Origin of the sequence: Nonomuraea zeae, assembly GCF_005889725.1 — a bacterium.
Lineage (GTDB): Bacteria > Actinomycetota > Actinomycetes > Streptosporangiales > Streptosporangiaceae > Nonomuraea > Nonomuraea zeae.
This window is the reverse complement of the sequence record NZ_VCKX01000166.1, coordinates 1-26,854: the sequence shown is the minus strand read 5'-3', so window position 1 is coordinate 26,854 and position 26,854 is coordinate 1. Positions and strand designations below refer to the sequence as shown.

General features: G+C 68.9%; 23 protein-coding genes. 11 read left to right on the top strand and 12 right to left on the bottom strand.

Features of this window, described 5'->3' with window-relative positions; translation table 11 throughout:
- Positions 1-667: 667 nt before the first annotated feature.
- On the top strand, positions 668-2,503 hold the full coding sequence (locus ETD85_RS38935; RefSeq protein WP_138694836.1) for a protein kinase domain-containing protein: 1,836 nt from the start codon (positions 668-670) through the stop codon (positions 2,501-2,503).
- A 130-nt stretch (positions 2,504-2,633) separates the two neighbouring features.
- Here ETD85_RS38935 and ETD85_RS67025 read toward each other — a convergent pair whose 3' ends face one another.
- The 3 genes from ETD85_RS67025 to ETD85_RS38925 form a co-directional block, all read right to left on the bottom strand.
- Positions 2,634-2,768, bottom strand: coding sequence for a hypothetical protein (locus ETD85_RS67025; protein ID WP_276617308.1), 135 nt, complete (start codon positions 2,766-2,768; stop codon positions 2,634-2,636).
- Positions 2,769-2,960: 192 nt separating this feature from the next.
- Positions 2,961-3,626 (bottom strand): response regulator, encoded by a 666-nt coding sequence (locus tag ETD85_RS38930; RefSeq protein WP_138694835.1) that lies wholly within the window; start codon positions 3,624-3,626, stop codon positions 2,961-2,963.
- A gap of 3 nt (positions 3,627-3,629) precedes the next feature.
- Positions 3,630-4,784 (bottom strand): sensor histidine kinase, encoded by a 1,155-nt coding sequence (locus ETD85_RS38925; RefSeq protein ID WP_138694834.1) that lies wholly within the window; start codon positions 4,782-4,784, stop codon positions 3,630-3,632.
- Between the two features lie 231 nt (positions 4,785-5,015).
- On the opposite strand from ETD85_RS38925, the gene ETD85_RS38920 reads away from it, so the two are divergent.
- Entirely contained in the window at positions 5,016-5,468 is a 453-nt protein-coding gene (locus ETD85_RS38920; RefSeq protein ID WP_138694833.1) for a hypothetical protein, read from the top strand.
- A 158-nt stretch (positions 5,469-5,626) separates the two neighbouring features.
- Here ETD85_RS38920 and ETD85_RS64930 read toward each other — a convergent pair whose 3' ends face one another.
- Positions 5,627-5,920 (bottom strand): hypothetical protein, encoded by a 294-nt coding sequence (locus ETD85_RS64930; protein ID WP_206059139.1) that lies wholly within the window; start codon positions 5,918-5,920, stop codon positions 5,627-5,629.
- A gap of 176 nt (positions 5,921-6,096) precedes the next feature.
- Between ETD85_RS64930 and ETD85_RS64925 the strand changes: the two genes are divergently transcribed.
- The 3 genes from ETD85_RS64925 (at position 6,097) to ETD85_RS38890 (ending at position 8,606) form a co-directional block, all read left to right on the top strand.
- Positions 6,097-6,378: a hypothetical protein gene (locus ETD85_RS64925; RefSeq protein WP_206059138.1), complete on the top strand. Its 282-nt coding sequence runs from the start codon at positions 6,097-6,099 to the stop codon at positions 6,376-6,378.
- A 733-nt stretch (positions 6,379-7,111) separates the two neighbouring features.
- Positions 7,112-7,942, top strand: a complete 831-nt coding sequence (locus tag ETD85_RS38900) for a hypothetical protein (RefSeq protein ID WP_138694832.1) — start codon at positions 7,112-7,114, stop codon at positions 7,940-7,942.
- A 472-nt stretch (positions 7,943-8,414) separates the two neighbouring features.
- Positions 8,415-8,606 carry a hypothetical protein gene (locus ETD85_RS38890; RefSeq protein WP_138694831.1) on the top strand — a complete coding sequence of 64 codons (192 nt, stop codon included), beginning with the start codon at positions 8,415-8,417 and terminating at the stop codon, positions 8,604-8,606.
- A 413-nt stretch (positions 8,607-9,019) separates the two neighbouring features.
- Here ETD85_RS38890 and ETD85_RS38885 read toward each other — a convergent pair whose 3' ends face one another.
- Positions 9,020-10,873, bottom strand: a complete 1,854-nt coding sequence (locus ETD85_RS38885) for an extracellular catalytic domain type 1 short-chain-length polyhydroxyalkanoate depolymerase (RefSeq protein WP_138694830.1) — start codon at positions 10,871-10,873, stop codon at positions 9,020-9,022.
- Between the two features lie 245 nt (positions 10,874-11,118).
- Between ETD85_RS38885 and ETD85_RS38880 the strand changes: the two genes are divergently transcribed.
- Entirely contained in the window at positions 11,119-11,637 is a 519-nt protein-coding gene (locus tag ETD85_RS38880) for a MarR family winged helix-turn-helix transcriptional regulator (RefSeq protein WP_240779710.1), read from the top strand.
- 264 nt (positions 11,638-11,901) lie between these two features.
- Here the strand turns inward: ETD85_RS38880 and ETD85_RS38875 are convergent, their stop codons facing one another.
- The 4 genes from ETD85_RS38875 to ETD85_RS38860 form a co-directional block, all read right to left on the bottom strand.
- A complete protein-coding gene (locus ETD85_RS38875; protein WP_138694829.1) occupies positions 11,902-12,873 on the bottom strand; it encodes an NAD(P)-dependent alcohol dehydrogenase in 972 nt (323 codons plus the stop codon).
- Between the two features lies 1 nt (position 12,874).
- Entirely contained in the window at positions 12,875-13,105 is a 231-nt protein-coding gene (locus tag ETD85_RS38870) for a helix-turn-helix transcriptional regulator (protein WP_138694828.1), read from the bottom strand.
- Positions 13,099-13,527 carry a hypothetical protein gene (locus ETD85_RS38865; RefSeq protein WP_138694827.1) on the bottom strand — a complete coding sequence of 143 codons (429 nt, stop codon included), beginning with the start codon at positions 13,525-13,527 and terminating at the stop codon, positions 13,099-13,101. Before ETD85_RS38865 ends, ETD85_RS38870 begins: the two co-directional genes overlap by 7 nt.
- A gap of 456 nt (positions 13,528-13,983) precedes the next feature.
- Entirely contained in the window at positions 13,984-15,642 is a 1,659-nt protein-coding gene (locus ETD85_RS38860; RefSeq protein WP_420847282.1) for an IS1634 family transposase, read from the bottom strand.
- Positions 15,643-16,428: 786 nt separating this feature from the next.
- Between ETD85_RS38860 and ETD85_RS38855 the strand changes: the two genes are divergently transcribed.
- Positions 16,429-17,496, top strand: a complete 1,068-nt coding sequence (locus ETD85_RS38855) for a ParB/RepB/Spo0J family partition protein (RefSeq protein WP_206059137.1) — start codon at positions 16,429-16,431, stop codon at positions 17,494-17,496.
- A 96-nt stretch (positions 17,497-17,592) separates the two neighbouring features.
- Here ETD85_RS38855 and ETD85_RS38850 read toward each other — a convergent pair whose 3' ends face one another.
- A complete protein-coding gene (locus tag ETD85_RS38850; RefSeq protein ID WP_138694824.1) occupies positions 17,593-17,805 on the bottom strand; it encodes an MbtH family protein in 213 nt (70 codons plus the stop codon).
- A gap of 322 nt (positions 17,806-18,127) precedes the next feature.
- On the opposite strand from ETD85_RS38850, the gene ETD85_RS38845 reads away from it, so the two are divergent.
- Together ETD85_RS38845 and ETD85_RS38840 are read left to right on the top strand one after the other, a co-directional pair.
- A complete protein-coding gene (locus tag ETD85_RS38845) occupies positions 18,128-19,975 on the top strand; it encodes an ABC transporter ATP-binding protein (protein ID WP_240779709.1) in 1,848 nt (615 codons plus the stop codon).
- Positions 19,976-20,055: 80 nt separating this feature from the next.
- Positions 20,056-20,472 carry a cold-shock protein gene (locus ETD85_RS38840; RefSeq protein ID WP_240779708.1) on the top strand — a complete coding sequence of 139 codons (417 nt, stop codon included), beginning with the start codon at positions 20,056-20,058 and terminating at the stop codon, positions 20,470-20,472.
- Between the two features lie 78 nt (positions 20,473-20,550).
- On the opposite strand, the gene ETD85_RS38835 is transcribed toward ETD85_RS38840, so the two are convergent.
- A complete protein-coding gene (locus ETD85_RS38835; RefSeq protein WP_138694822.1) occupies positions 20,551-22,098 on the bottom strand; it encodes an amino acid adenylation domain-containing protein in 1,548 nt (515 codons plus the stop codon).
- A gap of 186 nt (positions 22,099-22,284) precedes the next feature.
- On the opposite strand from ETD85_RS38835, the gene sbnA reads away from it, so the two are divergent.
- Together sbnA and sbnB are read left to right on the top strand one after the other, a co-directional pair.
- Positions 22,285-23,265, top strand: a complete 981-nt coding sequence (sbnA, locus tag ETD85_RS38830) for a 2,3-diaminopropionate biosynthesis protein SbnA (RefSeq protein WP_138694821.1) — start codon at positions 22,285-22,287, stop codon at positions 23,263-23,265.
- Positions 23,262-24,287: a 2,3-diaminopropionate biosynthesis protein SbnB gene (gene sbnB / locus ETD85_RS38825; RefSeq protein WP_138694820.1), complete on the top strand. Its 1,026-nt coding sequence runs from the start codon at positions 23,262-23,264 to the stop codon at positions 24,285-24,287. The genes sbnA and sbnB overlap by 4 nt, the downstream gene beginning before the upstream one ends.
- Positions 24,288-24,343: 56 nt before the next feature.
- Here sbnB and ETD85_RS38820 read toward each other — a convergent pair.
- Positions 24,344-26,854: amino acid adenylation domain-containing protein (locus ETD85_RS38820; RefSeq protein ID WP_138694819.1), on the bottom strand; the 2,511-nt coding region annotated here is incomplete at its 5' end.

Below are 26,854 nucleotides of genomic sequence, written 5' to 3'. Positions count from 1 at the left end.
CGCAAACGCTGGATCACCCGCTGGAAGGCCGCTCTGAACGCCTTCGCCATCACCTTCGAAGGCCGCCTGACCCCGACCACCCGCTAACTAAAGCAAATTGAGATACACCGAAAACTGGACACACCCGAGCCCGGGACGTCCGGTTGCCTGCCTCGGTCGGAAAACCCGGCCTCACGCAGAATGGCCCCGCGCTGATCGCATGGCGGCGGGCCCAGTTGGTGTGAAAGGCACAGCATGAGGAGGCGGCGAAGTGGCTGGACTGTACGGCCACCATCAAACGCCCCGATCTGGCGAGCGAATCATCCCTGTCACTTATTGAAATACCGGCCAGAAAGGCCGAGTTAGGACACAGTGCAATCGGCCAATTTTTAGTCAAACCGACATCGGAATCCGCTCCGCGGTGGCGGCATCTAGTTAGTCACGGTCTGGGCACTGGCCTTCCGTGCGGCTGTTAGCGCCGCGATGCTCAGGCCATGGCGGACTGGGCGAAGTTGATCGAAGCGGTCGCAGGCTTGGCAGAGGCTGTCGCTTGGCCTGCGGCTTTTGCCGTCGCGGTGTGGCTTGTGGTGCGACGCCACAAGGATGCCGTTGCCCGACGCTACAAATCCACACGATCAAACTACGACATAACGGCCATAGGCTCGAACCGCACTCTAAGATCCCCTTCATGCAGCCACTGCGCCAGGGGGATCCGACAGCGCTGGGCCCCTACATGCTTCTCGGTTTCCTCGGTGAGGGCGGCCAGGGCGCCGTCTTCGCCGGGCGGGCACCCGACGGCACCGCCATCGCGGCCAAGGTCCTGCACGCCCGCTTCGCCGGTGACACCGCCGCCGTACAGCGCTTCCAGCGTGAGGTCGAGCTGGCCCGCCGGGTGGCCCAGTTCTGTACGGCACGCGTGCTCGACGTCGGATTCGCGGGCGCCGTGCCGTACATCGTCTCCGAACTGGTCGAGGGCGTCTCCCTCCAGCAGGCCGTACGCACGCGTGGCCCCTTGACCGGCGACGATCTGGTACGGCTCGCGGTGGCGACCATGACCGCGCTGATCTCCATCCACCGGGCGGGCATCGTGCACCGCGATTTCAAGCCTTCCAACGTGTTGCTGGCCGCTGACGGGCCCAGGGTGATCGACTTCGGCATCGCCAGGGCGATGGACGCCTCCTCCGTTACCACCAGCAGGGTGGTGGGCTCGCCCGGCTACATGTCGCCCGAGCAGATTCAGGCCGAGCAGATCGGGCCCGCCTCGGATCTGTTCTCGTGGGCCGGGACGATGGTCTATGCCGCCACCGGTTCGCCCGCCTTCGGCCTCGACTCCATCCCTGCGGTCATGCATCGGGTGCTCAACATCGAGCCTGACCTTCGGGCCATCGGTGAGCCGCTGCATGACGTGCTGACGGCGTGTTTTCAGAAGGATCCCGCGCTGCGCCCTGACGCCCAGACGGCCTGGCACGCGCTGATGGATGGCTCCCCAGCCGCCGCACCCGTGACGCCTCCCCGGGACAGCGTGCCCGGCAACAACTCTCACAGGGACAACGGACCTGGTGAGGCTCGCCGGGACAGCGTGCCCAGTGAACCTCACAGGGACAGCGGCCCTGGCGAGCATCACGGCAAACCCGGGGTTTCTCGCCGTGGCACCACACCGGCGGCGCCTAGACGAGACCATGCTGCCCGCCGTACCTCCAAATGGGGACGGCCTGTGGCGGTGGCGGTGGCGGCGGGGGTGGCAGTGACGGTGAGTGCGGCCTACATCCTGTGGCCCCCGCCCTTAACCAGCCCGCCCGCAGTCGCAGACCCAGCGGCCACCACCACGCTCGGCCTGCCAGCCTCAGCCTCGCCGGCTCCTGCCACGCCAACCGGCACGACCCCGCCGGCCTCCGCCCGGAAGGCCACTCCGAGCACAAGCCCGACCCCTTCGTCGGCCACCACTCCAACCCCCACCCCGACGACAACCCTCACACGACGCCCTGCAGTGTCTGCACGCTGGGATACGAAGGGTGACGTGTCAGAGTGGGACATCACCGGCCCACGCAGCGCCAAGTTGACCCGATACCCCGAAGGACCCACAGGCCCCGGCTGGGGGTTCCTGATGTGGACGAAGCGGCCGATGAGCACCAGCTTCACGCTCTCGGTCCGCGCGCGCTTGCTCGACTACGGCCGCCGGGACAAGACCCCGAAGTACGGCTTGCTGTTCTCCAACACGGAGCCGGGTAACGACATCGGCTACTACGTCGAACCGCTCACCGCAGGCGGCCAGCTCACCGTCCTGGTGATGGAGAAGGGTGTGTTCAGCTGGGAGCGCATCCCATGGCCGTTCGGCTTCGACCCCGATGACTTCCACACGCTCAAGGTGACCAGGAAGGGCTCGACCTATACCTTCTACGTGGACGGCCGACGGGTGCACCAGCGTGAGGTGCCCGGAGTTGACCCAGAAGGTCTGGGCCGGGTCGGTCTGGCCGGGTTCGATGTCCTCGCCGAATTCCGGGACTTCAGAGCGCGTTTTATTTGAGTAGATTGCGGCTTATATCCTAGTACCGTAGTGCTTTTGTTAGGTGTCGGGTGGTCGTTGTTGGCAGGTTGGGCAACGGCCGGACCAGATCGCCAGCGTGATCTGCAGCTCTTTGGGATCGTGTAGAGGGTCAGGCCACCCCTGCTGCTTTGGGGTGGCTCAGGCGCAGCTCGGTGCGGAGCAGGTGCGCGGCGCTGACCAAGGTGACATGGCGATGCCAGCCCTGCGCCTGCCGATAATTCCATCCGTCCAGGTCAAGCGGCATGTGAGTACTCGCGGCGGACGCCGCCAAGCCGGTCTCGTCGGCGTACGTCGAGGTCGATGATTCGCCCGGAGCCTATGATCGAGTCCGGGGCAGAACGCAGCAGCAGGGCTGCCCGATACAGAGCTTGGCGGCCTCGGTACTGGTTGCAGAAGTCGGGATGCCGGCTTCGGCGAGTCCCTCGCGGTCGTGTGGTCAGGTGGGCTCGATCAGCCCGTTCTCGTAGGCGAAGATGACGGCCTGCACGCGATCACGCAGCTCAAGTTTGGCCAGGATGTGGCTGACGTGAGTGCGGACGGTCCCATCAGAGACGAACATTCGAGCCGCGATCTCGGCGTTGGACAGCCCTGCGGCGATCATGGCCAAAACTTCACGTTCGCGGCGGCTCAGCAGCTCAGCCCGCTGAAGGGCGACATCGGCGCATCGTCGCGGGCGGTGGGAAACGAAGTGGGAGATCAGCAGCCGGGTCGCCGACGGCGCGAGGACCGATTCGCCGCGGTGCACGAGCTTGATCGCCTCGACGAAGGCTTGGGGTCCGACGTCCTTCAGCAGGAATCCGCTGGCGCCGGCCTTCAGTGCGCCGAACACGTAGTCGTCGAGGTCGAAGGTGGTCAGCACCAGGACCTTCGGCCCGTTCTCGGCGCAGATCCGGGCGGTGGCCTCCAGGCCATCCATGCCCGGCATGCGGACGTCCATGACGACCACGTCGGTCTCGACTTCGGCCAGGACCTTCAGCGCCTGCCCGCCGTCGCCGGCCTCACCGACCACGGTGATGTCCGGTTCACGGCGCAGCACCAGCTGGATGCCCGTGCGGACCAGTTCCTGATCGTCGACCAGCAGGACGCGGATAGCGACCGTCATGTGCTACGTCCACGGCAGTATCGCATCAACCTGGAACCCGCTTCTCTCTAAGGGGGCGGCATGGCTGGTCCCGCCGAACATGGCCGCCCGTTCGCTGATGTTGACCAGGCCATGGCCGGCCGTTTCCGGCGGCGAGGTCCGGGTTCGTACGGCTGCGCGGCCGGCGCCGTCGTCGCGGATCCGGATGTGCAGCCCGTCGGTGGCGTAGCGAAGAGTCACCTCGGCCGTGGCTCCCTTTCCCGCGTGCTTGATGGTGTTGGTCAAAGCTTCCTGCACAATCCGGTAGGCCGCCAACCCCAGCGCCGGCGTCACCTGGCGGGCCGGTCCGTCGATCCGCAGGCGAGCCTGCAGAGGCGTCCGTTCCACCAGGGGTCCGATCGCCTCGATGCCGGGTTGTGGCGCCGTCGGGGCCTCCCGCAGCATCCCCACGACGAGACGCAGCTCGGCCAGGGCTGCCCGACCGGCCCGACCGATCGCGCCGATGGCGCCGTCGACCTCGTGCAGGTCGGCATCCAGCAGCGCGGCGGCGGCGCCGTCAGCCTGGATCACCATGGCGCTGACGTGGTGGGCCACGACGTCGTGGACCTCACGGGCGATGCGCACCCGTTCCTCAACCACCGCCCGGGCGGCGGTGGCCTCCTGCTCGATCCGTAGCCGCTCGGTCAGATCCGCCAACTGCTGGTTGCGTTTGGCCAGCAGCCGCATGCCGCTGGCGAAGATCAACATCCAGCCCACCACGAACGTCGCGTTGATCAGGGCCGACCAGAAGGCGGCGGGCAGCCACGAGTTGGCGTGCGTCCACTCGATCAACACCAGGGCGCCGCCCGGCAGCGCCGCCCACGGCGAGCGATGCACGACCACCGAATACAGGGCCAGCAGCGGCCCCATGTTGTTCTGCCCGTAGTGGTAGCCCAGCTCGTGGTAGGCCATGGCGGCGGCGCAGGAGACCAGCAGCACCGTCACCGGCATGCGCCGGCGCCAGATCAGCGGCAGGTTGACCAGCGCGCTGAAGCCCAGGCCGAGCGCATCGGGCAGCCGATCCGGAGGCTGCGGCTCGATGAGGGGCAAGATCCACGACGCGACGGTCAACCCCAGCGCGACGACCACGTCCACCAGCTGCGCATGCCGACGAGCCAGGACTACCAAACGTGCGGGCACCTGCGCATGCTAGGCGCTCACCGCATTGATCACATCAGCCGCGAAGCCGGCCTTCGCTACGCGTTCCGACGGATCGGTGGGACCTCCTCAGGCGTCGCACGCTTGATCACCTCTGCGCCGGCGCTTGTCAATCCGTTGGAAAGCAGAACCGAAGATCAGCGTCGCCTCCGATGCGGGCTGCCCCTCTCCCGATCAACGATTGCTGAGTGCACCGGACCCCACGGAGGTTTCATGAGAGTCAAACGCGTTCTAGTCGTCCTGGTAACAGCCATGGCCACCTTGGCCTCTGCGGCCGACGCGCAGGCCTCCGATCTGTCATGCGGGCGCAACCTGTGGCCCTACAGCTTCCCCGGAACCAACGACTGGGTGGCCAAGAGGTCGGGCCCGAGCGGCTACGGCTGGGTCCACCTGTACCGCAAGCTCACCAACCAATACGGCTGGATCTACTGGGTGTGGGGTGACCAGCTCAGTGCCGGCGACACCGTCTCCCTGGACTGGACCTACAAGGGTGAGGTGAAGAACTGCCACGCCACCGTTGGCGGCGGGTACGACTCGGTCACGTCACGGGCGGTCAACGAGGGCACCGAGGGCCGCTATTTCCGCGGCTGCGTCAAGACCACTGCGTGGGACTGCACCCCCTGGGGCAACAGCACCGATCCGGGCCCGGGCTGGGATCTGGACTAGGCGCTCACTCAGGACGGCCATGGCGGACAGGACAGCCCAGCAGGTGGATATCGGCCTCCTGCTGGGCTGTGTGCCTGCCGACAATTACGTCCGTGCAGTTCAAGCGGCGTGTGAGTATTCGTGGATGACTCCGCCGAGCCGGTCGTGTCGGCAGATGTTCAGGTCGATGATGCGCGCCGGTTCGGGGATCGGGTCAGGGACGGCCCGGAGTGGAGGCGCCTGGTCGAGGGCTTGATGAGCGCGATGCTCGTTGTAGAAGCGTTCGTACTCGCCCAGGGCGTGGCGTAGGTGGCGTTCGTTCCAGAGCAGGCAGCGGTCCAGGAGTTCGCGGCGGCAGGTTTGCAGGTCTGGATCCCGGCTTCGGCGAGGATCTCGTCTATGCGTGCGGGGAACGTGCCGTCACGGTCTCGGATCAGGAAGCGTGCCCGGCAGCTCGCGTCCTCCAGGTCCATGACGAGGTTCCTTATCGCCTGGGTCACCCAAGCCGCGGTGGGGCGACGGCCTGTACTACCTGCCGCCGTCGGACGCCGAGTGGCTGTGGGAGGGCGTCGCCGAGGAGGACCGGCTCGACGACGCGCGACGAGCTGATCTGCTGATCCACGCGGCGGTCGAGATGGGGAGGCGGCAGGTGAGGGAGCCTGACAGCCTCGACGACCAGCGTTTCCTCCTTGCGGGGCTGCGGGCCATGATGCGGGCGGACAAGCCCGAGATGGCGCATCTGCGGGTCGAGAACCTGGATGACACCCTACGCGAGTGGAACTGCGGTTTCCTGCTGCTCAAGCAGCGCAATCTGGTGTCGGCTCCGAGTTGGCGTTCAAGGACGGTGATCCGGTGCCGCAGGGCGAGAATCTCCACGCCTTGTCTCGATCGCTCATGGGCAGCAGCCGAAGCGCTGCGAAGGCGTTCGTGACGGTCAAGTAGGCCAGGCGAAGGAGCACAGCGGATCATCCTGCTACACCCGCTTCCGTCTCCCGGGTGACCGGAGTTCGAGTACGCCACGTGAAGCCCTCGCAGAGTTATGACCTGGGCGGATGTGATTATCGGCAGGCGCAAAGTTCGGCAGAGCATTTGACGAGGTGCTCGTCGGCGCGGGCGTACCCGTCCTGAAGATTCCGCCGCGCTCCCCGCGGGCGAACGCGGGGGCAAGCAACTCATCGGCACGCTCCGGCGCGAATGCCTCGACCACCTTCTGGTCCTTGGTGAGCGGCATCTAGATCCTGGCCGGGTACGAGAGGCGTACAACCAGCACCGTCCGCATCAGCCAGCGTCACTGCGCCGACCCCTTCACGATCCGGCCGGGACGGTCGATCTCGCGGCTCGAATACAGCGACGAAACGCTGTCTGCGGTCTGATCCGTGAGTGCTATAGAGCCGCTTAACGACGCGCGGAACCCCAGGTCAGCCTCACGAAGGGTTTTAGCACCGGACAGGCTAGGCGCCCCATGGAGAACTTTCCTTCAACAACGACCTCGTTGCCGGCAAAGCTCAGAAGTGTCACGGCGGAAACTCCGTAAGGAGAAAAAGAAATATTACTCGCTGCGACGGCGACGGACGGACGTGACACGCCCGGCGGGAGCTGCTTCGCCTTCCGGCCATCCTCATACTTTAAGTAGTCATGCAATAACTCTCAGAGGTGGAATTGCCGTGCAGCGTCGCCTTACCACTGCCCTGGCCGCCGTGCCGTTCGCCGCGACCTTCGCAGCAGCCGGGCCGGCAACCGCCTCCGCGGCAGCCGCCACGGACGGATGCGGGACCTCGCGCGTCGACTGGGTCGGCCACTTCGTCCAGGCCGGCGGCAAGCCAGTCGACATCAGAGCGGACCGCTCCGCCAGCGTCGAAGGCCGCGAGTATCACCTCGTGCTGGTGAATACGAGGGAAAGCATCTCGCAGCGCATGATCGGCGATGCGGGCTCGGAGCCGGCGCTCAACCTCTCACCGCAGTGCACCGACACCACCAAACCCTCGAAAGTCACCGGCTTCACATACCGTCGCCAGGGCGATGCCAAGCCATCCCGGTCGTTCATGCGTGAGGCCACCTCTGCCGTGCCCTCTGTCAAGCGGTGCAGGGCCCGGGTGAAGAATGCCGGAGGCGCGCAGCTCTACCGCTATGAGGATTACGGCCTGATGGCCGGATTCGCGATGAAGCCCATCTCGGCGAAGATCGGCTACGCCACCTGCCTGACCAGGCTCGGCAGAACTCTAGCGGGCGACTTCCGCTACGACCAGCCCACCGGTGATGCGCGCTCCACGCCCTTCTACAACAAGGTCAGGTCGGGTGGCACCCGGCAGACCTTCTACCGGCTGCTGGCAGCAGGCGAGCTGAGCTACGAGGAGAACCGGCTGTACGTCCGGGACGGCGACCTCGTACGCTGCCCCAGCGCCGAATGCGACAAGCTCGCCGGAGGGGCCGCCAGGCATGGCAGCCAACACCGCGCGGACCGGTCGTCCCGGCAGCACGGGCCGTCGCGGCACTGAGCCTGCGCGCACTCGTCGACGAGGACCCGGCCGAACCCATCCCGCTCGCCACCGGTCCGGCCGTACGTCTCTGGGCGGGTACCGGATGCCGGGCGGATCGGCGACGCTCTCCAGGCGCTGCTGTGCTCCGGCGACCGACTGGCTCTGGAGGGCGACAACCACAAGCAGTCGGACTTCCTCGCCGATCAGTCTGCCGGAGCGTCTTCGAGCGGGGCGTGGCCCGCCGTCTCGACTTCGCCGGCCCGCGGAGCGTCCGCATGGCGCAACTGCTCACGACGGCAAGGTCGCGGTCGAGGCGAGGCGATCCACACTGACCTCGACGAGCCGCCCAGGGAGACCGTCGGACGTGATTTTCGGCACTCGCGGCGCTGTCCAGGCTCATCACCAAGCAAGGCTGGACCGCCCGGGACGAGCCCCGCTGACCAGCACCTTGCCCTGGCAGGACTCGGCTACGCGCGGGCACGGTGCGATCGTGGGTGTCGAGGCCAGAGATGACCAAGGCACCGCCGTGCGCGAACACCACCAGCGGCTGTGGCTGCTCGGCCGGCCAGTAGTGGCGCAGCAGGATGCCGTTCGGGCCATGGAGGTCTTCAACATGGGCCAGCGCCGGACTTTCAGGCCGGTGTGGGGCTCTCTGGCGTACGTTTTCGCGGAGTTTCGTTGAGACCCCGGATGGTCATCAGTCAGCATGAGAGGGCGTTGAGCAGGTCGATCTCCTCGTTCGTGAGCCGGACCCGGCGGCGACATCGGCCTCCAGTTGATCCCCAGGACGTGCGGGCCCTGCCGCAGCGTCCAGGCCAACCGAGCCTGGCCACCGACGCGCCATGGGCCTTGGCGACGGCCAGCATCTGCTCGCTTTCGTGAGGCTTGGCGGCTCCCCCATGGAAGGGCCTGTGACGCTGGGCTTCGACCCCGCCCGTTTCCAGACGAGACCACCAGCCTGCTACCGGGCGGTCGCCGGCCCTGCCACAGCACGATGGCGGTACGCAGCCGGTTCTCCCGCCGGCGCGGATCCCTTGATCACGGCCCGGTCCCACCTGTCGATGACGGGCCGTGATCAAGAATGCGCGCTGACGGTCAGGCGCAGGTGTAACCGGACGGCAGGGCGGTGTTGCCGTTGGGCCTGCTCGCTTGGAAGCCGAAGCTGGCGGTGCTGGCTCCCGGCGCGAGCGTGCCGTTGTGGCTGACACTTCTGACCGTGACGGTCTGGCCGCTGGTGCTGATGGTGGCGTTCCACGAGCCGGTCAGGGTGTGGCCGGCCGGCAGGGTGAAGGTGACGGTCCAGCTGGTGATCGTCGAGGTGCTGGTGTTGGTGATGGTCAGCGGCTGGATCACGTACCCGTTCCCCCACTGGGACTGCACGGTCGGGGTGGCCGAGCAGGCACCGGTCGTGCCTCCCTGAGTGGTGATCTGAACGGTGCTGGAGACCGGTGAGACGTTGCCGGCGGCATCGCGCGCCCGGACCTGGTAGCGGTAGGTGGTGTTCGCAGTCAGGCCCGTGTCGGTGAACGAGGTCGTGGCCGAGGTGCCGACCTGGGTGAACGTGCCGCCCGTCGCGCCGGGAGCGCGCAGGATGTCATAGCCGGTCACACCGGTGTCGTCAGCGGAGGCCGTCCAGGTCAGGCTGGTGCCGGTCGCGGTGGTGCCCGATGCGGTGAGCCCGGCCGGGGCGGTCGGCGGCGTGGTGTCGCCTCCGGTGGCGGCCGTGGTGAAGGTGGCCGGCGCGGAGTTGCCCGACAGGTTGCCCGCGCCGTCACGCGCCCGTACGTACACCTGGTATTGGGTGTTGGCACTCAGCCCGGTCAGGGTGATCGAGGTGGTGGTGGACTGGCCAAGCTGCGGGTCGGTGGCGCCCTGCTCCCGGTAGACGTTGTAGCCGGCCAAGCCGGAGCCGCCCTGGTCGGTGGACGCGGTCCAGGTCAGCGTGGCACTGGCGGCGGTCACGTTGGACGCGACCGGGGTGCCTGGCGTGGTCGGCGGCGTGGTGTCGGTCGGACTGGTGGTCAAGCCGAAGAACTCGATGGCGTAGAGGGCCATACCACTCTGCGGAAGAGCATGCCCGGCGCCCTGGATGCTGTACGCCTCCACCTGCACGGTGCCGGACGGATTGGCGTACCGGCTGCGGTTCCAGTTTGCCTGCGGGGTGTCGGTGCTGGTCGGCGTCTGGCTCAGCCCGAACACGTTGGTCCACTGCTCGATCGACTCTCGCAGCAGCGAGTAGGGCACGAGGGTGTCGCTGGTGCCGTGCCACAGCTGCATGCGCGGGCGGGGGCCGGAGTATCCCGGGTACGCCTGGCGGACCGCATCGCCCCACTGCTGGGGTGTTCGGTCCATGCTCCCGCCAGTGCACCTGCTGCTTCCGGGCGGGTAGTCGGAGGCGCCGGCGAAGCAGGTGAAGGGCACACCCATGAAGGAAGCCCCTGCCTTGAACACGTCCGGGTAGACGGCGAGCATGTGCTGGGTCATCATGCCGCCGGACGAGCTTCCAGTGGCGTAGACCCGGTTCGGATCTCCCTGATAGGTCCGCTCGACATAATCGATCATTGAGACGATCGAGACCGGATCGCTGCCGCCGCCGCGCTGCTTGGCCGCGTCCGACCAGGTGTCGAAGCAGTTGCCGAACCCTGCCGACTGGGTGGCGGTCGGGTAGATGACGATGAAGCCATATCGATCCGCCAGCGAGGCGAACTCACTGCTCTGGTAGAAGCCGGGACCGGAGCCGCCGCAGCCATGCATCGCCACCACGATCGCCGGCGAGGCCGGATGCGAGTCCGGCACATAGACGTGCATCCGCATGTTGCCCGGGTTGCTGCCGAAGCTGGTCACCTCCACCAGGGTGGCGGCGGCGGCCGGCGATCCGAGTATCACGGTCATGACGGCAAAGAGCGCCGCGGCGCAGGCACTGACCAGCACCGTGGTCAATCGTCTCATTCGCGCTCCTCCTCTCCATATCCGCGGCGCGCCGCGGATCGGTCCGCCGCGTATTGACATCGGTCGCTGGACAATAAAAGGGCCACAATTCACGGTCAATGCCCGCTTGGTGCGCGTGTCCGCCGGTTCACCTGGCATAGAGCTGTTTCCCCTGGTTATCAAGTAACTTGCTATCAAGGTCCTTGATAACGGGGTGCGAAACTTACATTGGGGCCCGTTCTGACGGGGCGCGATATCCTCTCCTGGTGACCGATCCGGGTGTCCCCGCGGCCGCTGCTCCGGACGCACCGCCGCCCCGTGTGAGCTACCTGGTGTTCCGGCTGGAACGCCGCATTCGCGCCTGCCTGGATGAAGCGCTCGCCCGGCACGGCATGACGACCACCGAATACATGGCGCTCAGCGAGCTGCGCCTGCGCGACGCCCCGTCCTCGGCCGACCTGGCCCGCATCGCCTTCGTCACCCCGCAGGCGATGAACCTGGTCATCCGCGATCTCGAACAACGCGGCCTGATCCGCCGCGACCCGCACCCCCGTGGCGGCCGCGCTCTGCGCACCCGCCTTACTCCGAAAGGCCTGAACACCCTCCGGGGATGCGACCGCTCCCTCGACAGCATCGAAGCCGTCATGCTCGCCGAGATCGACGACCCGGACCGCACGACACTCGCGGAAACGCTCACGCTGTGCGCCCAAGCCCTCCACTCGGACACGCGAGCCCTGACCCCAGTCCTTCGCTCGCAGAAGCCACCACCGTCACCCTGGCCATAGTGTGGTCCATGGTCGGCAACAGACCACAAGCTGCAGCCAGCGCCGGACTCAACCCGGGACACACCAGAGCCTCCATCAGATCCGGAGCGGTTCAGAAGCTTGGCCTCCGGCTGGTGGCCGGTGTCGAAGGTGGCCGTGATGTACGCCGCCGGCCTGACGGCTTAGGACGCGGCGTTCGTCGCCGTGGCCGAGGCAGAAGAGTGCGTGCGCATAACGCGCGATGGACGATTGGCCACCGCTCCCGGAGGCTCTCGCACGTGAACGTCATCTGACGGTTATGACCATCTTCCCGCGCGCGTGGCCCTTCGCGAGCTCACGGACGGCCTCGGGTGTCTGCCTCAACGGGAACGTCTTGCTCACAACCGGCGTGACCTTGCCCTGCTCCGCGAGCTCGGCCAGCGTCTCAAGCAGTTCCAGCTTGGGGAAGGCGAAGACGACCCGCGGCCGGTGGCGGACGAACGGGCCCAGCAGGACCGCACGGAGCAGCCGGTCCATTCCCGCCAGCCACCGGCCGCCCTCCTCGCCGCCGACGATGACGAACGTACCGCGCGGGGTGAGTGCCCGCCGCAAGTGGGACAGCGAGCGGTTGCTCGCCATGTCGACGATGAGGTCGTAGCGGCGCTTGCCGTCCGCGAAGTCCTCGACCGTGTAGTCCACGATGTCGTCCGCGCCGATCGACCGGACGAGCTCCACCTTGGACGTGCTGCACACGCCGGTGACTTCGGCACCGAAAGCCTTGGCCAGCTGAACCGCGAAGGTCCCCACGCCCCCACCGGCGCCGATGACCAGCACCCGCTGCCCGGAACGCACCTTCCCTGCGTCACGCAGCGCCGTCAGCGCGGTCATCCCGGACGTCGGCAGCGCCGCTGCCTGCTCGAACGTGAGCTTCTCCGGCACCGCGACGAGCCGGTCCTGCGGCGTGCGCACGAACTCGGCGAAGGCGCCGTCGCATGTGCCGAACACGCGGTCGCCGAGCTTGAACCTGGTGACGTTGGCGCCTACGGCCTCGACCTCCCCCGCGATGTCGTTGCCGATCAGGGGATTCTTGGGCTTGCGGAAGCCGATGGCGGGGCGCATGAGGTACGGCACCCCCTCCAAGAGATGCCAGACGCCCATGTCGACGCCGGCCGCGTGGACGCGTAACAACACGTCGTCATCGCCGGGCACCGGTTTCCTCACCTCTCCCAGCCGCAGGACATCGGCCGGACCGTACGCGTCGCGAATGACGGCTTTCACGTCACTTCTCCTGTTCACCGTGTGGATACTGGAACACGTCGTCGAGCGGCACGCCGAACACGTGCGCGATCTGAAAGGCCATCTCGAGGGATGGCGAGTAGCGGCCCTGTTCGATGGCGATGATGGTCTGCCTGGTCACCCCCACCCGGTCGGCCAGATCCGCCTGTGTCATCTCGCCGTGCGCGAATCGCAGTGCGCGGATCGAGTTCGTGACCTTCGTGGGCTTCACCATGACGGGATCCCCCGCCGGTAGGAGACGATCTTGACGATCGAGCTGAGCACGGCCTGCAGGACGAACGCCAGGTAGAGCGTGTTGGCGATCCAGAAGTGGTCCAGCTCGGCCATCGCCATCAGGAGGGCCGCGATGGCGCCGGCGACGAGGAACGACTGGCCGGCGTACTCGCCGTACCGGTAGATCTCCCTGTCGCGCTGGTCCTTCTTGCCGGCGTCGTGCGGCGCGAACATGCTGACCACGATCACCAGCAGAATCGACCCCACGATCGCGCCGCCGACACTCCATAACAGCGGAGCCACGTACGGCACTTCGGTCAGGGGGATGGTGCGCGCCCGGCTAAGGATGACCGCGAGGTACGTCCCATAGCCGCAGACCGAGACCACCAGCATGACCCACGCGCTTCTCTCTTCGGATGCCATGCCTCCAATGTAAAGCAGAGCAGACTTCATGTATAGAATCTTTTACATAGCGCGCAGTCAGGCCCCCGAGGCGGTGACAGGGATGAACGCACCGGCGACGGTCCGTGCTGCCCGGCCGTCGGCCGAGATGCGTACGCACGAGTCGCACCCGGCGTGATGGTCCGCGTGGGTGCTGGTCACGGCCGCCCAAGGTATGCTCCGGCCGCCCGGCCCGGCCCAGTTTTCCGACGCTCCTACGCGCGGGCCCGCAAAGAGACAGTCAGTCGAGCGTGTACGGGATAACGCGCACATGCGCACGACGTCCCCTTCCCTACGCGTGCAGGCGCGCGAGACCGTGCACGTGCACAACTCCATCACCCGTCCTCTTGCGCAGGCAGGGGTCCCGTCAACCCCCTTCGTCACGAGCCGCCCCCGCCATCCGCTCCGGTGGGCGGCTCGTGGCAGGTGGGCCCGCCCTCAGCCGTCCGGCGGTGAGATCTGGACGATCCGCGGCGGAGGGGCCAGGCCCAGGGCCGCGAGCAGCTCGTACTGCTCCTCGGTGATCTCGGTACGCTGCCGCAGGACGCCGGCGCAGGCGGCGAACGTGCCGAGCTTGATGCGGTCGAACTCGCGCCGCAACGCTGACCACGGCAGCCCGGTGCGGCTCTCGGCGATGCGGACGAGAAGGAGGCTGAGCCAGGTCAGCAGCAGGTGCCCGCATTCTCCAGGCTCCCCCCGGCTCTGCAGCCGCCGCAGGCCGGCGAGCAGGTCGCGCCACCCGCGTTCGCACTCGAGCAGCCCCATGTAGCCGAGCGCGACCTCCTCGGCCGGCAGCTCGAGGTCGGTGGTGCGGACCAGGTACTTGCCGTCGAGGTTCTCCTCGGCCTTGACAGCCTTGACGTCGATGCGCAGCAGCCTGCCGGGCGTCAGGCGCAGGTAGCGGCGCATCCGGGGATTGGCCGAGATCTCCATGTGCAGGTCGGTGCGTTCGGCGAGGGACAGCCTGTCGGTGTCGTCGATCAGCGCGGACAGTTCCTCCACCAGCCGGGTGCGCACTTCGGCGTCACGCTGGGCGGTCCGGGCGTCGCAGCAGATCACGAAGCGTTCGTCCGCGGCGATGTGGACCTCCTTGACCCGCAGGTTCGCCGCCACGTGGTGGTAGCGGCCCTGGCGGGACAGCGCGGCGTCGGCCACGGCCGACCCCGAGCGCAGCTTCGCGCCGACGATGTAGTGGTGGTCGTCGTCCGTGCGCGGGGGGTGCCGGTCGGCGGCGATCGGGCAGCCGCGGTCGGCCGTCCGGATGACCCGCGACAGCGTCCAGCCCTTCATGTCCTCCTTGGCCTGGCGGATCATCGCCGCGTCGTCCGTGCAGCCGGGCCAGCGCCAGACCCTGAGCGGGATGCCGGTACGGGCGACGGCCAGCCCGATCACGGTCTGGTGGGCCTCGTGGCAGCCCGAGGGTGGGGCCAGGGACGGAGAATCCTCCGGCCCGCTGCATGGGGGATCCCCGTCCAGGCCGAGGCCCGGCTGCGGACCGCCATGGGCGGACTCGAAGAACAGCAGGTCGGCTTTGAGGTCGAGGCGGTCGGCCACCCGATGGAAGACCTCTTCCTGCAGCCGGCCGGACACCTCGCACAGCCACTCGGTCACCTTCTGGCAGGCGTCCTCGGTGGTGGCGGGCAGCCCGTCGACGAAGACGTCCTCGGTCACCCAGCGCGCGACCTCGGTGGGCGGGTCGGCCCAGCCCGCCAGAGCCCGGCTGGCGACCAGGGCGAACAGCACCCGCTCCGCCTCGGGGTCCAGCGCGCCGTCCCTGCGCATCCGGCGGAACGTCCCGTCGAGCTCCAGTTGCCGCCACAGCGCGTCCAGCACCCACACCGCGCCGAACGGCCGCGAGTCCACGAACTCCAGGCCGTCGGCGGCCACGTCGAGGAGCTGGGCGGGCTCAAGGATCTTGACAACCGAGGCGGCCAGGCGTATGAGCGCCTGCCGGTTCGAGGCGTCGTCCCGGCCGAAGTTGTAGATGACCTGCACTTTCGAACGCTTCGTCGCCGGATCCCACGCGTTGTGCGCCAACTGCAGGTAGCGAACTACGGAACCGTCCTTATTCCGCCGGGGAGTCGACCGCAAGTACATGGAACGAGAACCTAATACCAGCCCCTATAAAAAGAGTACAAGCGCGCACATCCACCGGGCGCGACCGAACGTGGCCACCTCGTCACCCAGCAGCGCGCTAACCGTTCATCCCGCCACGGGCCGCCAAATTCGACGCAACCCAGAGAGAGCACATACTCACCGTGCGTGGCAACCCAAGGCGCCGGGCGCGGCTGCCGGCGTTCCCATCCGCCGCGATCCCGGTGAAGCCGCAGGTAGCGGGCTTGGCCAGGCGAGATAGATCAATGATCAATGACCGTGTATCTAGGCCGCACCCCGGTGGTGCGCGCGGCCCACGGCGGCTGAACAGGGGGTTCGCCGTCCCCCCGGCCCGCGAGGCTTCCCGCCCTCGTCTGAGGAGTGTCCTTACCAGAAAGAATTAACCTGACCCGATCGGGCAATGGCAGATTTGACATACGAAGATGACTCCAAAGGCTTGGCATAGTGACCTCCCCTGTGGATGATGAGTAATCATGAACTTCTGGCCCCCTTGGGCGGCCCGCAGGGACGCCCACCTCATCCCGCACCTCCCTGCTCGGCCGATGGCATTCTGTGGAATGACGCGGATCGGGCGCGGCGGCCACCTGGTGCGGGAACGGGCACTTCTTTCGTTCTCCTGAGCACTTTCGAAATCGCGCCGGACCGTGCCCGTCGCCATGCCGGGACTTCGCTGGATAAACCATGCGAGGAAAAACGGTCGTCCTGCGGCGGGCAATTATGAGGACAATTAGCAATGAGCGCCATGTTAACGGGGTGAAAGATTTGCAGTTGAACGAATTCGGCGTGGGCCCGGTTCCGGAATCCACGGGCACCTGCTCCGCCGGACTCACCGCACTTCCCCACGATCTTGGACCGCAGATCGTCTGCGTGCCCATCGCCACGCTCATGCCCGGTGAGTCGCCCCGGCTGGCGGGGCAGGACCAGGAGCACGTGGCGCGGCTGGCCGAGATCGACGGTCCCCTTCCCGCCATCCTCGTCCGCCGCTCCGACCGGCGCGTGATCGACGGAATGCACCGCCTGCTCGCCGCTCTGGTACGCGGCCAGGAGAACATCGACGTCGAGTTCTTCGACGGCACCACTGAGGACGCCTTTCTGCACGCCGTGCAGGCGAACATCGCCCACGGTCTCCCCCTCACCCAGGCCGACCGGCGGGCCGCCGCGATCCGCATCGTCGCCTCGCACCCGCACATGTCGGACCGGGCCATCGCGCGGGCGTCCGGGCTCGGCGCCAAGGCGGTGGCCGCCATCCGCCGTCGTTCAACTGACTCGGTGCCGCAGTTGAACGCCCGCATCGGCCGCGACGGCAGGGTCCGGCCACTGAGCGGCGCCAGCGGCCGGTTACGTGCGGCCGAGGTCATCGCCCGCAACCCCGAGGCCTCGTTGCGGGAGGTGGCACGGCTCGCCGGGATCTCCCCGGCCACGGCGAGCGACGTACGCAGACGCATGTTGTCGAACGAGCCGCCCACGATGACCGTGCCGGCCGATGGCGTGGTGGAGCCCGTACCGGACGCTGCGATGCCCGACCAGATCGGCCAGCGGCGCGCCGAGCAGGCCACGACGGCGCAGTTCCCCCAGCCGGAGCCCTCCCTGGTGCTGGACAAGCTGCTGCGCGACCCCTCGCTGCGCCTGAAGGAGGAGGGCCGCCAGTTGCTGCGGCTGCTGAAGCAGACCGCGGTGGCGATGGAGAGCTGGTCGGAGCTCATCGCCGCGGTCCCACCCCACTGGGAGCACGTGGTGGTCAGGCTGGCCCGCCAGTACGCCGCCACCTGGCATCAGTTCGCGCAGGAGCTCGACGAGCGGGACCCGTCACTGCCCTGGAAGGCTGTCGGCCAGTAACGGGCCCGGGCCATGACGAACGGGAACGCCGAAGACCTCCCGGAAAAGCCGACGTCGCCGACCACCACGGGTGGATCGGCGACGTCGCGGGACGGGTTACTTCTTCTCCATCGCCTCGATCAGGCTCTTGGGACGCATGTCGGTCCACGACTTCTCGATGTAGTCGAGACACTCCTGGCGTCCGGCCTGCCCGAACACGGTCTTCCAGCCTTCGGGGACCGTCACGAAGATCGGCCAGAGGGAGTGCTGGCCCTCGTCGTTGACCAGGACCAGGTACTGGGCATCCGGGTCGTCGAACGGATTCGTCACCACGTCGTCCTTTCTCGGGTACGGGATGTGGGTGGCGCCGGAGAACGGACGTGCGTACGACTCCGGTCCGGCGTTCGGTGGCCGCGTGATGCGTCGCTCGGCCCCGCTGGGACCAACTATGAGCTCAGGCTCCGGGCGCCAGTCAACTTCGGCGGTTCCCCGTTCAACTGCGCTGATGCCGCAGTTGGCCGGGTTCGCCCGGCACCGCCGCCCGGCCCCATCCCATCCCCATCGACAGCTAGGCAGGTACCCATTGGGGGCGAAGAGCACAAAGAGCGGCCCGGCGGGACTACGGTTCGACGAATCGATCACCCGGCAGCGGGTGAAGCCCGGGACGGTGCGGCGGATCCTCCCGTACGCGCGGCGCTACCGCGGGTTCCTGGCCCTGCTGCTGCTGACCACCGTCACCGTCGCGGTCATCACGGCCACCGGCCCCCTCATCCTCAAGGTGATCATCGATGACGGGATCCTCCCCAAGCGCACCGGCACGGTGGTGTGGCTGTGCCTGCTGGTGGCGGGGTTGTCGCTGGTCGAGGCGGGGGCGGCGTACCTGGGGGCGTGGTGCTCGGGCTGGATCGGCGAGGGCCTGGTACACGACCTGCGGACCAAGGTGTTCGCGCACATCCAGCGCCAGCCGCTGGCGTTCTTCACCCGCACGCAGACCGGCGCGCTGGTCAGCCGGCTCAACACCGACGTGATCGGCGCCAGGCAGGCCCTGACGACGCTGCTGTCGCAGTCGGTGTCGACGCTGCTCACACTCGTGCTCATCCTCGTCGCGATGGTGTACCTGTCGTGGCAGATCACTCTCGCGGCGCTGGTGATGATCCCGCTCTTCCTGCTGCCGGCCCGGCTGATCGCGAAGAGGCAGGAGCGGCTCGCGCGGGAGTCGATGGAGCTGGACGCCGACATGAGCTCGATGATGCACGAGCGCTTCAACGTCTCCGGGGCGTTGCTGTCCAAGCTGTACGGCCACCCGGAGGACGACCTGGCCACGTTCGCGGGCAAGACCGCGCGCGTCCGCGACATCTCCATTCTGCGCGTCGTGTACGGACGGATCTTCGCCATCGTCGTCACCGTCCTGACGGCCCTGACCACGGCCGTCGTGTACGGCCTCGGCGGCATTCTGACCATCGGCGGCTCGCTCGAGCTCGGATCCCTGGTGGCCATGGTGGCGCTGCTGATGCGGCTCTACGGGCCGATCAACCTGCTGGCCTCGATGCAGGTGACGGCGCTGACGGCCCTGGTGAGCTTCGACCGGGTGCTGGAGGTGCTCGACCTGGAGCCGCACATCACCGAGCGCGCCGACGCGCGGGAGCTGGGCGCGCCGGGCCATTCGGGCCCCGCGGCGCCGGACGTCGTCTTCGACCGGGTCAGTTTCCGTTACCCGGGGCCGGACGAGATGTCGCTGGCGTCGCTGGAGTCCGCCGCGGCCCGCGTACCGGAGCAGGCGGACGACCGGTGGACGCTGCGTGACCTGAGCTTCCACGCCCCGGCGGGAAAGCTGACCGCGCTGGTCGGGCCGTCGGGTGCGGGCAAGACCACGATCACCCAGCTCGTCCCCCGCCTCTACGACGCCACCGAAGGCAGCGTGCGGGTCGGCGGCCAGGACGTCCGCGACCTGGCCCTGGGGTCGCTGCGCGAGGCGGTGGGCGTGGTCGCCCAGGACGCCCACCTGTTCCACGACACCCTGCGGGCCAACCTCGAGTACGCCCGCCGCGGCGCGAGCGAGCGCGAACTCATCGAGGCATGCCGGGCGGCGCTCATCTGGGACACGATCAGCGCCCTGCCGGACGGACTGGACACCGTGGTCGGCGAGCGCGGCCACCGCCTGTCCGGCGGCGAGAAGCAGCGGATCGCCCTGGCCAGGTTGCTGCTCAAGGCTCCGCCGATCGTCGTGCTCGACGAGGCGACCGCGCACCTCGACTCGGAGTCGGAGGCGGCGATCCAGCGGGCGCTGGAGACGGCGCTGGCCGGGCGGACGTCGCTGGTGATCGCACACCGGCTGTCCACGATCAGGAACGCCGACCAGATCCTGGTCGTGGAGGCCGGCCAGGTCAGGGAACGCGGCACGCACGAGGAGCTGCTGCTGGCCGGTGGACTGTACGCGGACCTGTATCGGACGCAGTTCGCCCAGCGGCGACCGGTGGGCGACGCTCGCGTCGGGAGCTGAACCGATCTATCTTGTGGACCGATGTCCCGGACACGGGTCCGGGAGGGTTTTGGGGGTTAGTGGTGGTATCTGGTCGGGTGGTGAAGTTCGACGCGGCGAGGGGTTACGGGTTCATCGCACCCGACAGCGGCGGCGAGGACGTCTTCCTGCACGTCAACGACATGCTGATGCCCGAGTCCGAGGTCCGGGCGGGGCTCGCGGTGGTGTTCGAGGTCGAGGACGGTGACAGAGGGCCGAAAGCGTGGCGGGTACGGCAGGCCGGCGGCGCGGACGCCACGGCGACCGTGGCGGCGGCTCCCCCGCCGCCCGCCGCGGCGACCACGCCGCCGGTGGGCGAGGACGAGCCTATGTGCGACGTGCTCGACGCGGACGAGTACCTCAGGGAGGTGACGGAGATCCTGATCGGCGAGGCTCCGTCGCTCACCGGCGGCCAGATCGTGCAGATCAGGGCCGGGCTGCTGCAGTTCGCCAAGAACCATGGGTGGGCCGAGGGCTGAGGTGCCGAAAGGGCGGGCGCCGGAGACCGGCGTCCGCCCTTTCGCGTGTCCGGCCGTCCAGCCGGATGTCCGGGCAGGTCAGTGCCGGTGGAGGATGGCGAAGTCCTGGACCACGACCGCGACGGCGCCGACGCTGGGGTGGCGCTGCAGCACGGCCTCGATCTCGCCCAGCTCCATCCGGACCCCCGCTATCTTGACCTGGCGATCGACGCGGCCCAGGTACTGCAGCGCGCCCCGCGGCAGGGCGCGGACCGCGTCGCCCGTGCGGTAGAGGCGGCCGGTGGGGGTGCCTGCGAAGGGGTCCTGGAAGAACGCCTCGCGGGTTCGGTCGTGGTCGCCGGCGTAGCCGCGGCCGACGCAGACGCCGCCGACGAACAGTTCGCCGGTCTCGCCCGGTTCGCAGGCGTGCCAGCCGTCGTCGTCGCGGCGCAGGACGTACAGGTCGGTGTTGATGACGGGGGTGCCGATCGGCAGGCGCAGCAGTTCGAGGTCGGCGGGCGTGACCGTGTGGTGGGTGACGTCGTCGGAGCACTCGGTGGGGCCGTAGGCGTTGACCAGCCCGGCGTGCGGCATCTCGCGCAACCAGCGGCGCGCCACCTCGGTGGGCAGTTCCTCGCCAGTGGCCAGCATCCACCGCAGCCCGCCGAGCAGACCCGTCGCGGGGGTGACCGGCTCCGGGGTGGCCGTCTCACGGGTGGCCGCGGTGTCGCTGAGCGGGCCGGTCGTGAGTGCGGTGGCGAGGTCGTCGAGGAGGAGGCGGACCATGGTGGGGACCAGTTCGACGATCGTGACGGCCTCCGCGCCGATGAGGCGGGCGAACGCCACCGAGTCGTACGCCGTCGCGTCGCCGACCACCCGGACCCGGCCACCGACGACGAGCGGGCAGAGCATCTGCCAGATGGAGATGTCGAACCCGAGCGGCGCCGTTTGCGCCACGGTGTCGCTGGCGGTCATGTCCAGGTCCACGACCTTGGCGTGCAGGTGGTTGAGCATGCCCTGGTGCTCGACCACCGCGCCCTTCGGCCGGCCGGTCGAGCCGGAAGTGAACAGCATGTACCGCGGCTGGTCGGGGCCGTCGAGCCGGGCCGGGCCCGACCAGCGCGGGAGCCCGGCGGCCTCGGCCGCGCGGACGAGCCGCACGCCGGCGCCGCGCGCCCCCTCGGCGAGCGCGGGCGTCACGCTCTCGCGGCCGGTGTCCAGGAGCAGGACGGCGCCGGCCCGCGTCAGCACCTCCGCCACGCGGGCGGCCGGCCAGGTGCCGTCGGCGGGTACGTACACCGCGCCGATGAGCTCGATCGCCAGGAACGCGGCGATGACCGCGGCGCCTCGCTCCCCGCCCACCGCGACGACCGTGCCGGGACCCGCGCCCTCCCGCTCCAGCAGCGTGGCCAGGCGGCGCGCCTCGGCGGCGAGCTCGGCGTAGGTGAGGCGGCGGGCGTCGTCGGCCACCGCGGGGCGGTCCCCGTCGCCGGCGGCGACGCGTTCCACCAGGGTGATCACGGCGTCGGCGAGGTCTGCCGGGTGGGGGCGGCGGGCCGCCAGGGCGCGGGCGCGCTCGACCTCCTGCGGCGAGATGGGGAGCCGGGGCAGCTCGGCGAGGCCGAGCAGACCGTCCGCGATTGTCATGTGCACGCTCCGGTAAATGCGGGGAAATTGCCGACCTTGCCGGGCCGAGATTTCCTCAAGTATCGTGATCCGTGCTACCACGATCAAGGTTGCGCATGGCCGGGGACAAAAGCCGGCCACTCGTTTCGACTCCCCCCGACCTATTTCTGTCGTGTCCATTCCCGTCGCACTGGGGGATTCGGCGAAGTGCCAATCATCAAAGCTCCGCAAGAGTTCAATGTCGAAGACCTTTTCATAGACCTGCGGACGGTTACCGGGGCGCCGCTCTATTTGAAATGCGAAGGGTTCAACTTCGCGGGGTCGGTCAAGTTGAAGGCGGCTGCGGAAATGGTGGCCGCCGCCGAGCGCGACGGCCTGCTCGGGCCGGGCTCCGTACTGGTGGAGTCGTCGTCGGGCAACCTGGGCATCGCGCTGGCGATGGTCGCGGCCGACAAGGGGCTCCGGTTCCTCTGTGTGACCGACCCGCGCTGCAACACCGCCTCACGGCGGCTCATGCGCTCGCTGGGCGCCGAGGTCGTCGTGGTCGAGACGCAGGACGTCAACGGCGGATACCTCGAGAGCCGTATCCGGTACGTCCGCGACCTGTGCGCCTCCGGCAGCCGGTACGTGTGGCTCAACCAGTACGCCAACCCCGGCAACTGGCAGGCCCACTACCGGCACACCGCGCCCGCGATCGAGCGCGACTTCCCCGGCCTTGAGGTGTTGTTCGTCGGGGCGGGCACCACGGGCACGCTGATGGGCTGCGCCCGCTACTTCAAGGAGCGGCGCGCGCCGGTCACGATCGTCGCGGTCGACGCGGTGGGCTCGGTGACGTTCGGCGGCGTCCCGGAGCGCCGCATGGTGCCGGGACTGGGCACGAGCGTACGGCCTGAGCTGGTCGACGAGTCCTGGGTGGACGACGTGGTGCACGTGCCGGAGACCGACACGATCCGGGCCTGCCACGACCTGGCCGCGCGGGGATTCCTGTTCGGCGGCTCGACGGGGACCGTCGTGAGCGGCGCGACGCGCTGGCTGGAGGAGAAGTACCCGGGTGAGGAGCCGGTCGCGCTGGCCGTCGCCCCGGACCTCGGCGAGCGCTACCTCGACTCGATCTACGAGGAGGGCTGGCTGCGTGAGCACTTCGGCCCTCTCCATTTGCCCGACCGACCGCATTGGAGCGTACTTTGACTCAGGTACCGTCGTTCGCCGTCGTCTCCGGACAGCAGGTCGCCGGTGTCCTGCACGGCAGGGAGAAGCAGGTCGTGGAGGTGGTGGAGGCGGCGTACCGGCTGCACGGCGAGGGCCGTACGGTCAACCCGGACTCCTACTTCCTGCGTTTCCCCGACCGGCCGTCCGCCCGGATCATCGCGCTGCCGGCGTCGATCGGGGCGCCCGTGGACGTGCACGGCATCAAGTGGATCTCCTCGTTCCCGGAGAACGTGGCGGCCGGCCTCCCGCGCGCCTCGGCCGTGCTCATCCTCAACGACACCGCGACCGGTTATCCGCTGGCGTGCCTGGAGAGCTCGATCATCAGCGCGGCGCGTACCGCCGCCTCCGCCGCGCTCGCGGCCACGACACTGGCCGCCGCGCGCGGGGTGACGCCGCGGCGCGCCGGATTCGTGGGCACCGGCCTCATCGCCAGGTACGTGCACACGTACCTGGTGGCGGCCGGGCTGTCCTTCGACGAGGTGGGCGTGTTCGACCTGGACCGCGAGCACGCGGACGGGTTCGGAGCCTACCTGGGGCGCGCCGGCGCGGGCCCGGTCACGATCCACGACGACGCCGCCTCACTGATCACCGCGTCGGACCTGGTCGTGCTGGCCACGGTCGCGGGTGAGCCGCACATCCACGACCCCGGGCTGCTGGCGCACAACCCGCTGGTGCTGCACGTCTCGCTGCGCGACCTGTCGCCGGAGATCATCCTGTCGTCCTGCAACATCCTCGACGACGTCGAGCACTGCATGAAGGCCGGCACGTCGCCGCACCTGGCCGAGCAGCGTACCGGCGGGCGGTCGTTCGTCGACGGCACGCTGTACGACGTGCTGGAGGGCCGGGTCACTCCCCCGGCCGGGCGGCCCGTCGTGTTCTCACCGTTCGGGCTCGGGGTGCTCGACCTCGCCGTGGCCGGGTACGTCTTCGACGAGGTGAGCGCGTCCGGCGACCTCATGACGGTGCCCGGGTTCTTCCACGAGCTGAAGCGGCACGGCTGATCCCCCGAGGTTTCGAGCCCGCTCCCGGCCGGCCGGGAGCGGGCTCTTTCGCGTGGTCAGCCGTCCAGGCGCAACCAGCCGGACACCGCGGACCAGACCTCGGCCAGGGTGTCGGGCTTGGCGATCTCGTAGTGGGTGCAGGGGATGCTCGCGACCGCGATCTCGCCCGTCACGTACGGCCGCCAGAGCTCGGGCCTGGGCGTCTCGTCCGGCCTGCCCTCCTCGGCGACGACCAGCAGCACGTCCCCGTCGAACCGGCCGTGCTCGAAGCCGCGGCGCAGCTTGCGATGGTTGCGCAGGAGACGGGCGAAGGTGCGGATCTCCTCCTCGGTGGCCGCGCCGAAGCCGTTGCCCGCCTGCCAGCGGACGATGTCCATCTGGCGCTCCAGCGCGGCGTCGGGGTCGTCGCCGTGCTCCTCCTCCCCGGTGTCCTGGTCCGGCACCCACGGGTACTGGTCGAGCAGGACCAGGGCCGCGACCTCCTCTCCGGCGGTGCGGAGCTGGACGGCGATCTCGTGGGCGATGCCTCCGCCGTACGACCAGCCGAGCAGGTGGTACGGGCCGTGCGGCTGTACCGAGCGGATCTGCTCGATGTAGTCGGCGGCCATCTCCCGGATGGATCCGGCGAACTCCGTGGTGCCGTCCAGGCCCCGGGCCTGCACCCCGTACAGGGGGATACCGGGCTGGGCGTGGCGGGCCAGGGGCATGTAGCACCAGCTCAGGCCGCCGGCGGCGTGGATGCAGAAGAAGGGCTCGCGCTCGCCTTCGACGCGGATGGGCAGCAGGACGTCGAGCGCGTCGCGTACCGAGGACAGGGTCATCCGCTTCATCAGCTCGGCGACGGTCGGGGCGACGAACAGGTCGCGGACCGCGATCGTCACGCCGCTCCGCCGCAGCCGCTCCACGAGCCGGACGGCCAGCAGGGAGTGCCCGCCGAGGGCGAAGAAGTCGTCGTCCACGCCCACGCTGTCCAGGCCGAGCACCTCGGCGAACGCCTCGCACAGGCCGGCCGTGATCGAGGTGACGTCCCAGTGGGTGACGCGTTCCTCGGTGGTGACGCCGGGGGCGGGCAGTGCTTTGCGGTCGAGCTTGCCGTTCGGCATCAGCGGCAGCCGGTCGATCACCACGACGGCCGCGGGGACCATGTAGCCGGGCAGGCGGTCCTGGGCCGCGGCGCGTACCTCCTGGGCGAGCCCGTCGGTGTCGCCGCCGGGGACGACGTAGGCCACCAGCCGCCGGTCGCCGGGCACGTCCTCGCGTACGAGCGCCACCGCCTGCGTCACGCGCGGGTGCGCGGCCAGGACCGCCTCGATCTCGCCCAGCTCGACGCGGAAGCCGCGGATCTTGACCTGGTCGTCGGAGCGGCCGACGTACTGGAGTTCGCCTGCGGCGGTCCAGCGCACCACGTCGCCCGTGCGGTACATGCGCGCGCCATCCGGCCCGAAGGGGCAGGCCACGAAACGGGCCGAGGTCAGGGAGGGGCGCCCGAGGTAGCCGCGGGCCATGCCGTCGCCGGCGATGTACAGCTCGCCCGGCACCCCGGGCGCGACCGGCTGGAGGGTGTCGTCCAGGACGTAGACCTGGGTGTTGGCGATGGGGACGCCGATCGACGACACGTCGGGGCCGGGGCCGGCGAGTTCCTTGGCGGTGGACCAGACCGTGGTCTCGGTGGGGCCGTACAGGTTCGTCAGGGCCGGTGTCCTGGCGAGCATGGTGTGGGCCAGATCGGGCGGCAGCGCCTCGGCGCCGATCATCGCGCGGATCCGCGTCCAGTCCACCGGGTCGCCGGCGTCGGCGATCAGGCCGCGCCAGAGGCTCGGGGTGGCGTGGGCCATGGTGGCGCCGGTGGAGCGGATCAGCGCGCGCAGCGCCCACGGGTCGAGCACCTGGTCCTGGGTGGCCAGGACGACGCGGGCGCCGGTCACCAGCGGCAGGTAGAACTCGAACCCGGCCATGTCGCAGCCGTGGGTGCTGACCGCGAGCAGGCGGTCATCGGGGGTCAGCGCGAACGAGTCCTGCATCGACAGCAGGAAGTTGACGATGGCGTGGTGCTCGACGAGCACACCCTTGGGGCGGCCGGTGGAACCCGAGGTGTAGATCACCCACATGGGGTGTCGCGGCCGCAGCGCCACGGCGGGCCTGGTGCCGGGCCTCGCCCGCACCTCCGGGGCATCGACCATGACGACGGGGACGCGAGCGTCGATCTCGAACTCGGGCAGGCGCGGGCGCATGTCCTCGCCGGTCAGCACGCAGGCCGCGCCGGAGTCGGCGATGACGTACGCGATGCGGCCGGCGGGGTAGGCCGGGTCGATCGGCAGGTAGGCGGCACCCGCCTTGATCACGCCGAGCAGCGACACCACCAGGTCGACGCCGCGTTCGAGGACGACGGCCACGACGGACTCCGGGCCCACGCCGCGGCCGATCAGGTGCCTGGCCACCTGGTTGGCGCGGGCGTCCAGCTCGTCGTAGGTGAGGTCCACCTCGCCCGTGGTCAGGGCGGTCGCGCCGGGTGTGCGGGCGACCTGGGCCTCGAACAGGTCCACGACCGTGGTGGCGGGGATCGGGGC

Excerpts from the sequence above, each read along its gene's own strand:
- ETD85_RS38935 (WP_138694836.1), top strand. The coding sequence starts at position 668 with ATGCAGCCACTGCGCCAGGGGGATCCGACAGCGCTGGGCCCCTACATG.
- ETD85_RS67025 (WP_276617308.1), bottom strand. The coding sequence starts at position 2,768 with ATGCCGCTTGACCTGGACGGATGGAATTATCGGCAGGCGCAGGGCTGG.
- ETD85_RS38930 (WP_138694835.1), bottom strand. The coding sequence starts at position 3,626 with ATGACGGTCGCTATCCGCGTCCTGCTGGTCGACGATCAGGAACTGGTC.
- ETD85_RS38920 (WP_138694833.1), top strand. The coding sequence starts at position 5,016 with ATGAGAGTCAAACGCGTTCTAGTCGTCCTGGTAACAGCCATGGCCACC.
- ETD85_RS64930 (WP_206059139.1), bottom strand. The coding sequence starts at position 5,920 with ATGGACCTGGAGGACGCGAGCTGCCGGGCACGCTTCCTGATCCGAGAC.
- ETD85_RS38885 (WP_138694830.1), bottom strand. The coding sequence starts at position 10,873 with ATGAGACGATTGACCACGGTGCTGGTCAGTGCCTGCGCCGCGGCGCTC.
- ETD85_RS38870 (WP_138694828.1), bottom strand. The coding sequence starts at position 13,105 with ATGGTGAAGCCCACGAAGGTCACGAACTCGATCCGCGCACTGCGATTC.
- ETD85_RS38865 (WP_138694827.1), bottom strand. The coding sequence starts at position 13,527 with ATGGCATCCGAAGAGAGAAGCGCGTGGGTCATGCTGGTGGTCTCGGTC.
- ETD85_RS38860 (WP_420847282.1), bottom strand. The coding sequence starts at position 15,642 with ATGTACTTGCGGTCGACTCCCCGGCGGAATAAGGACGGTTCCGTAGTT.
- ETD85_RS38835 (WP_138694822.1), bottom strand. The coding sequence starts at position 22,098 with ATGACAATCGCGGACGGTCTGCTCGGCCTCGCCGAGCTGCCCCGGCTC.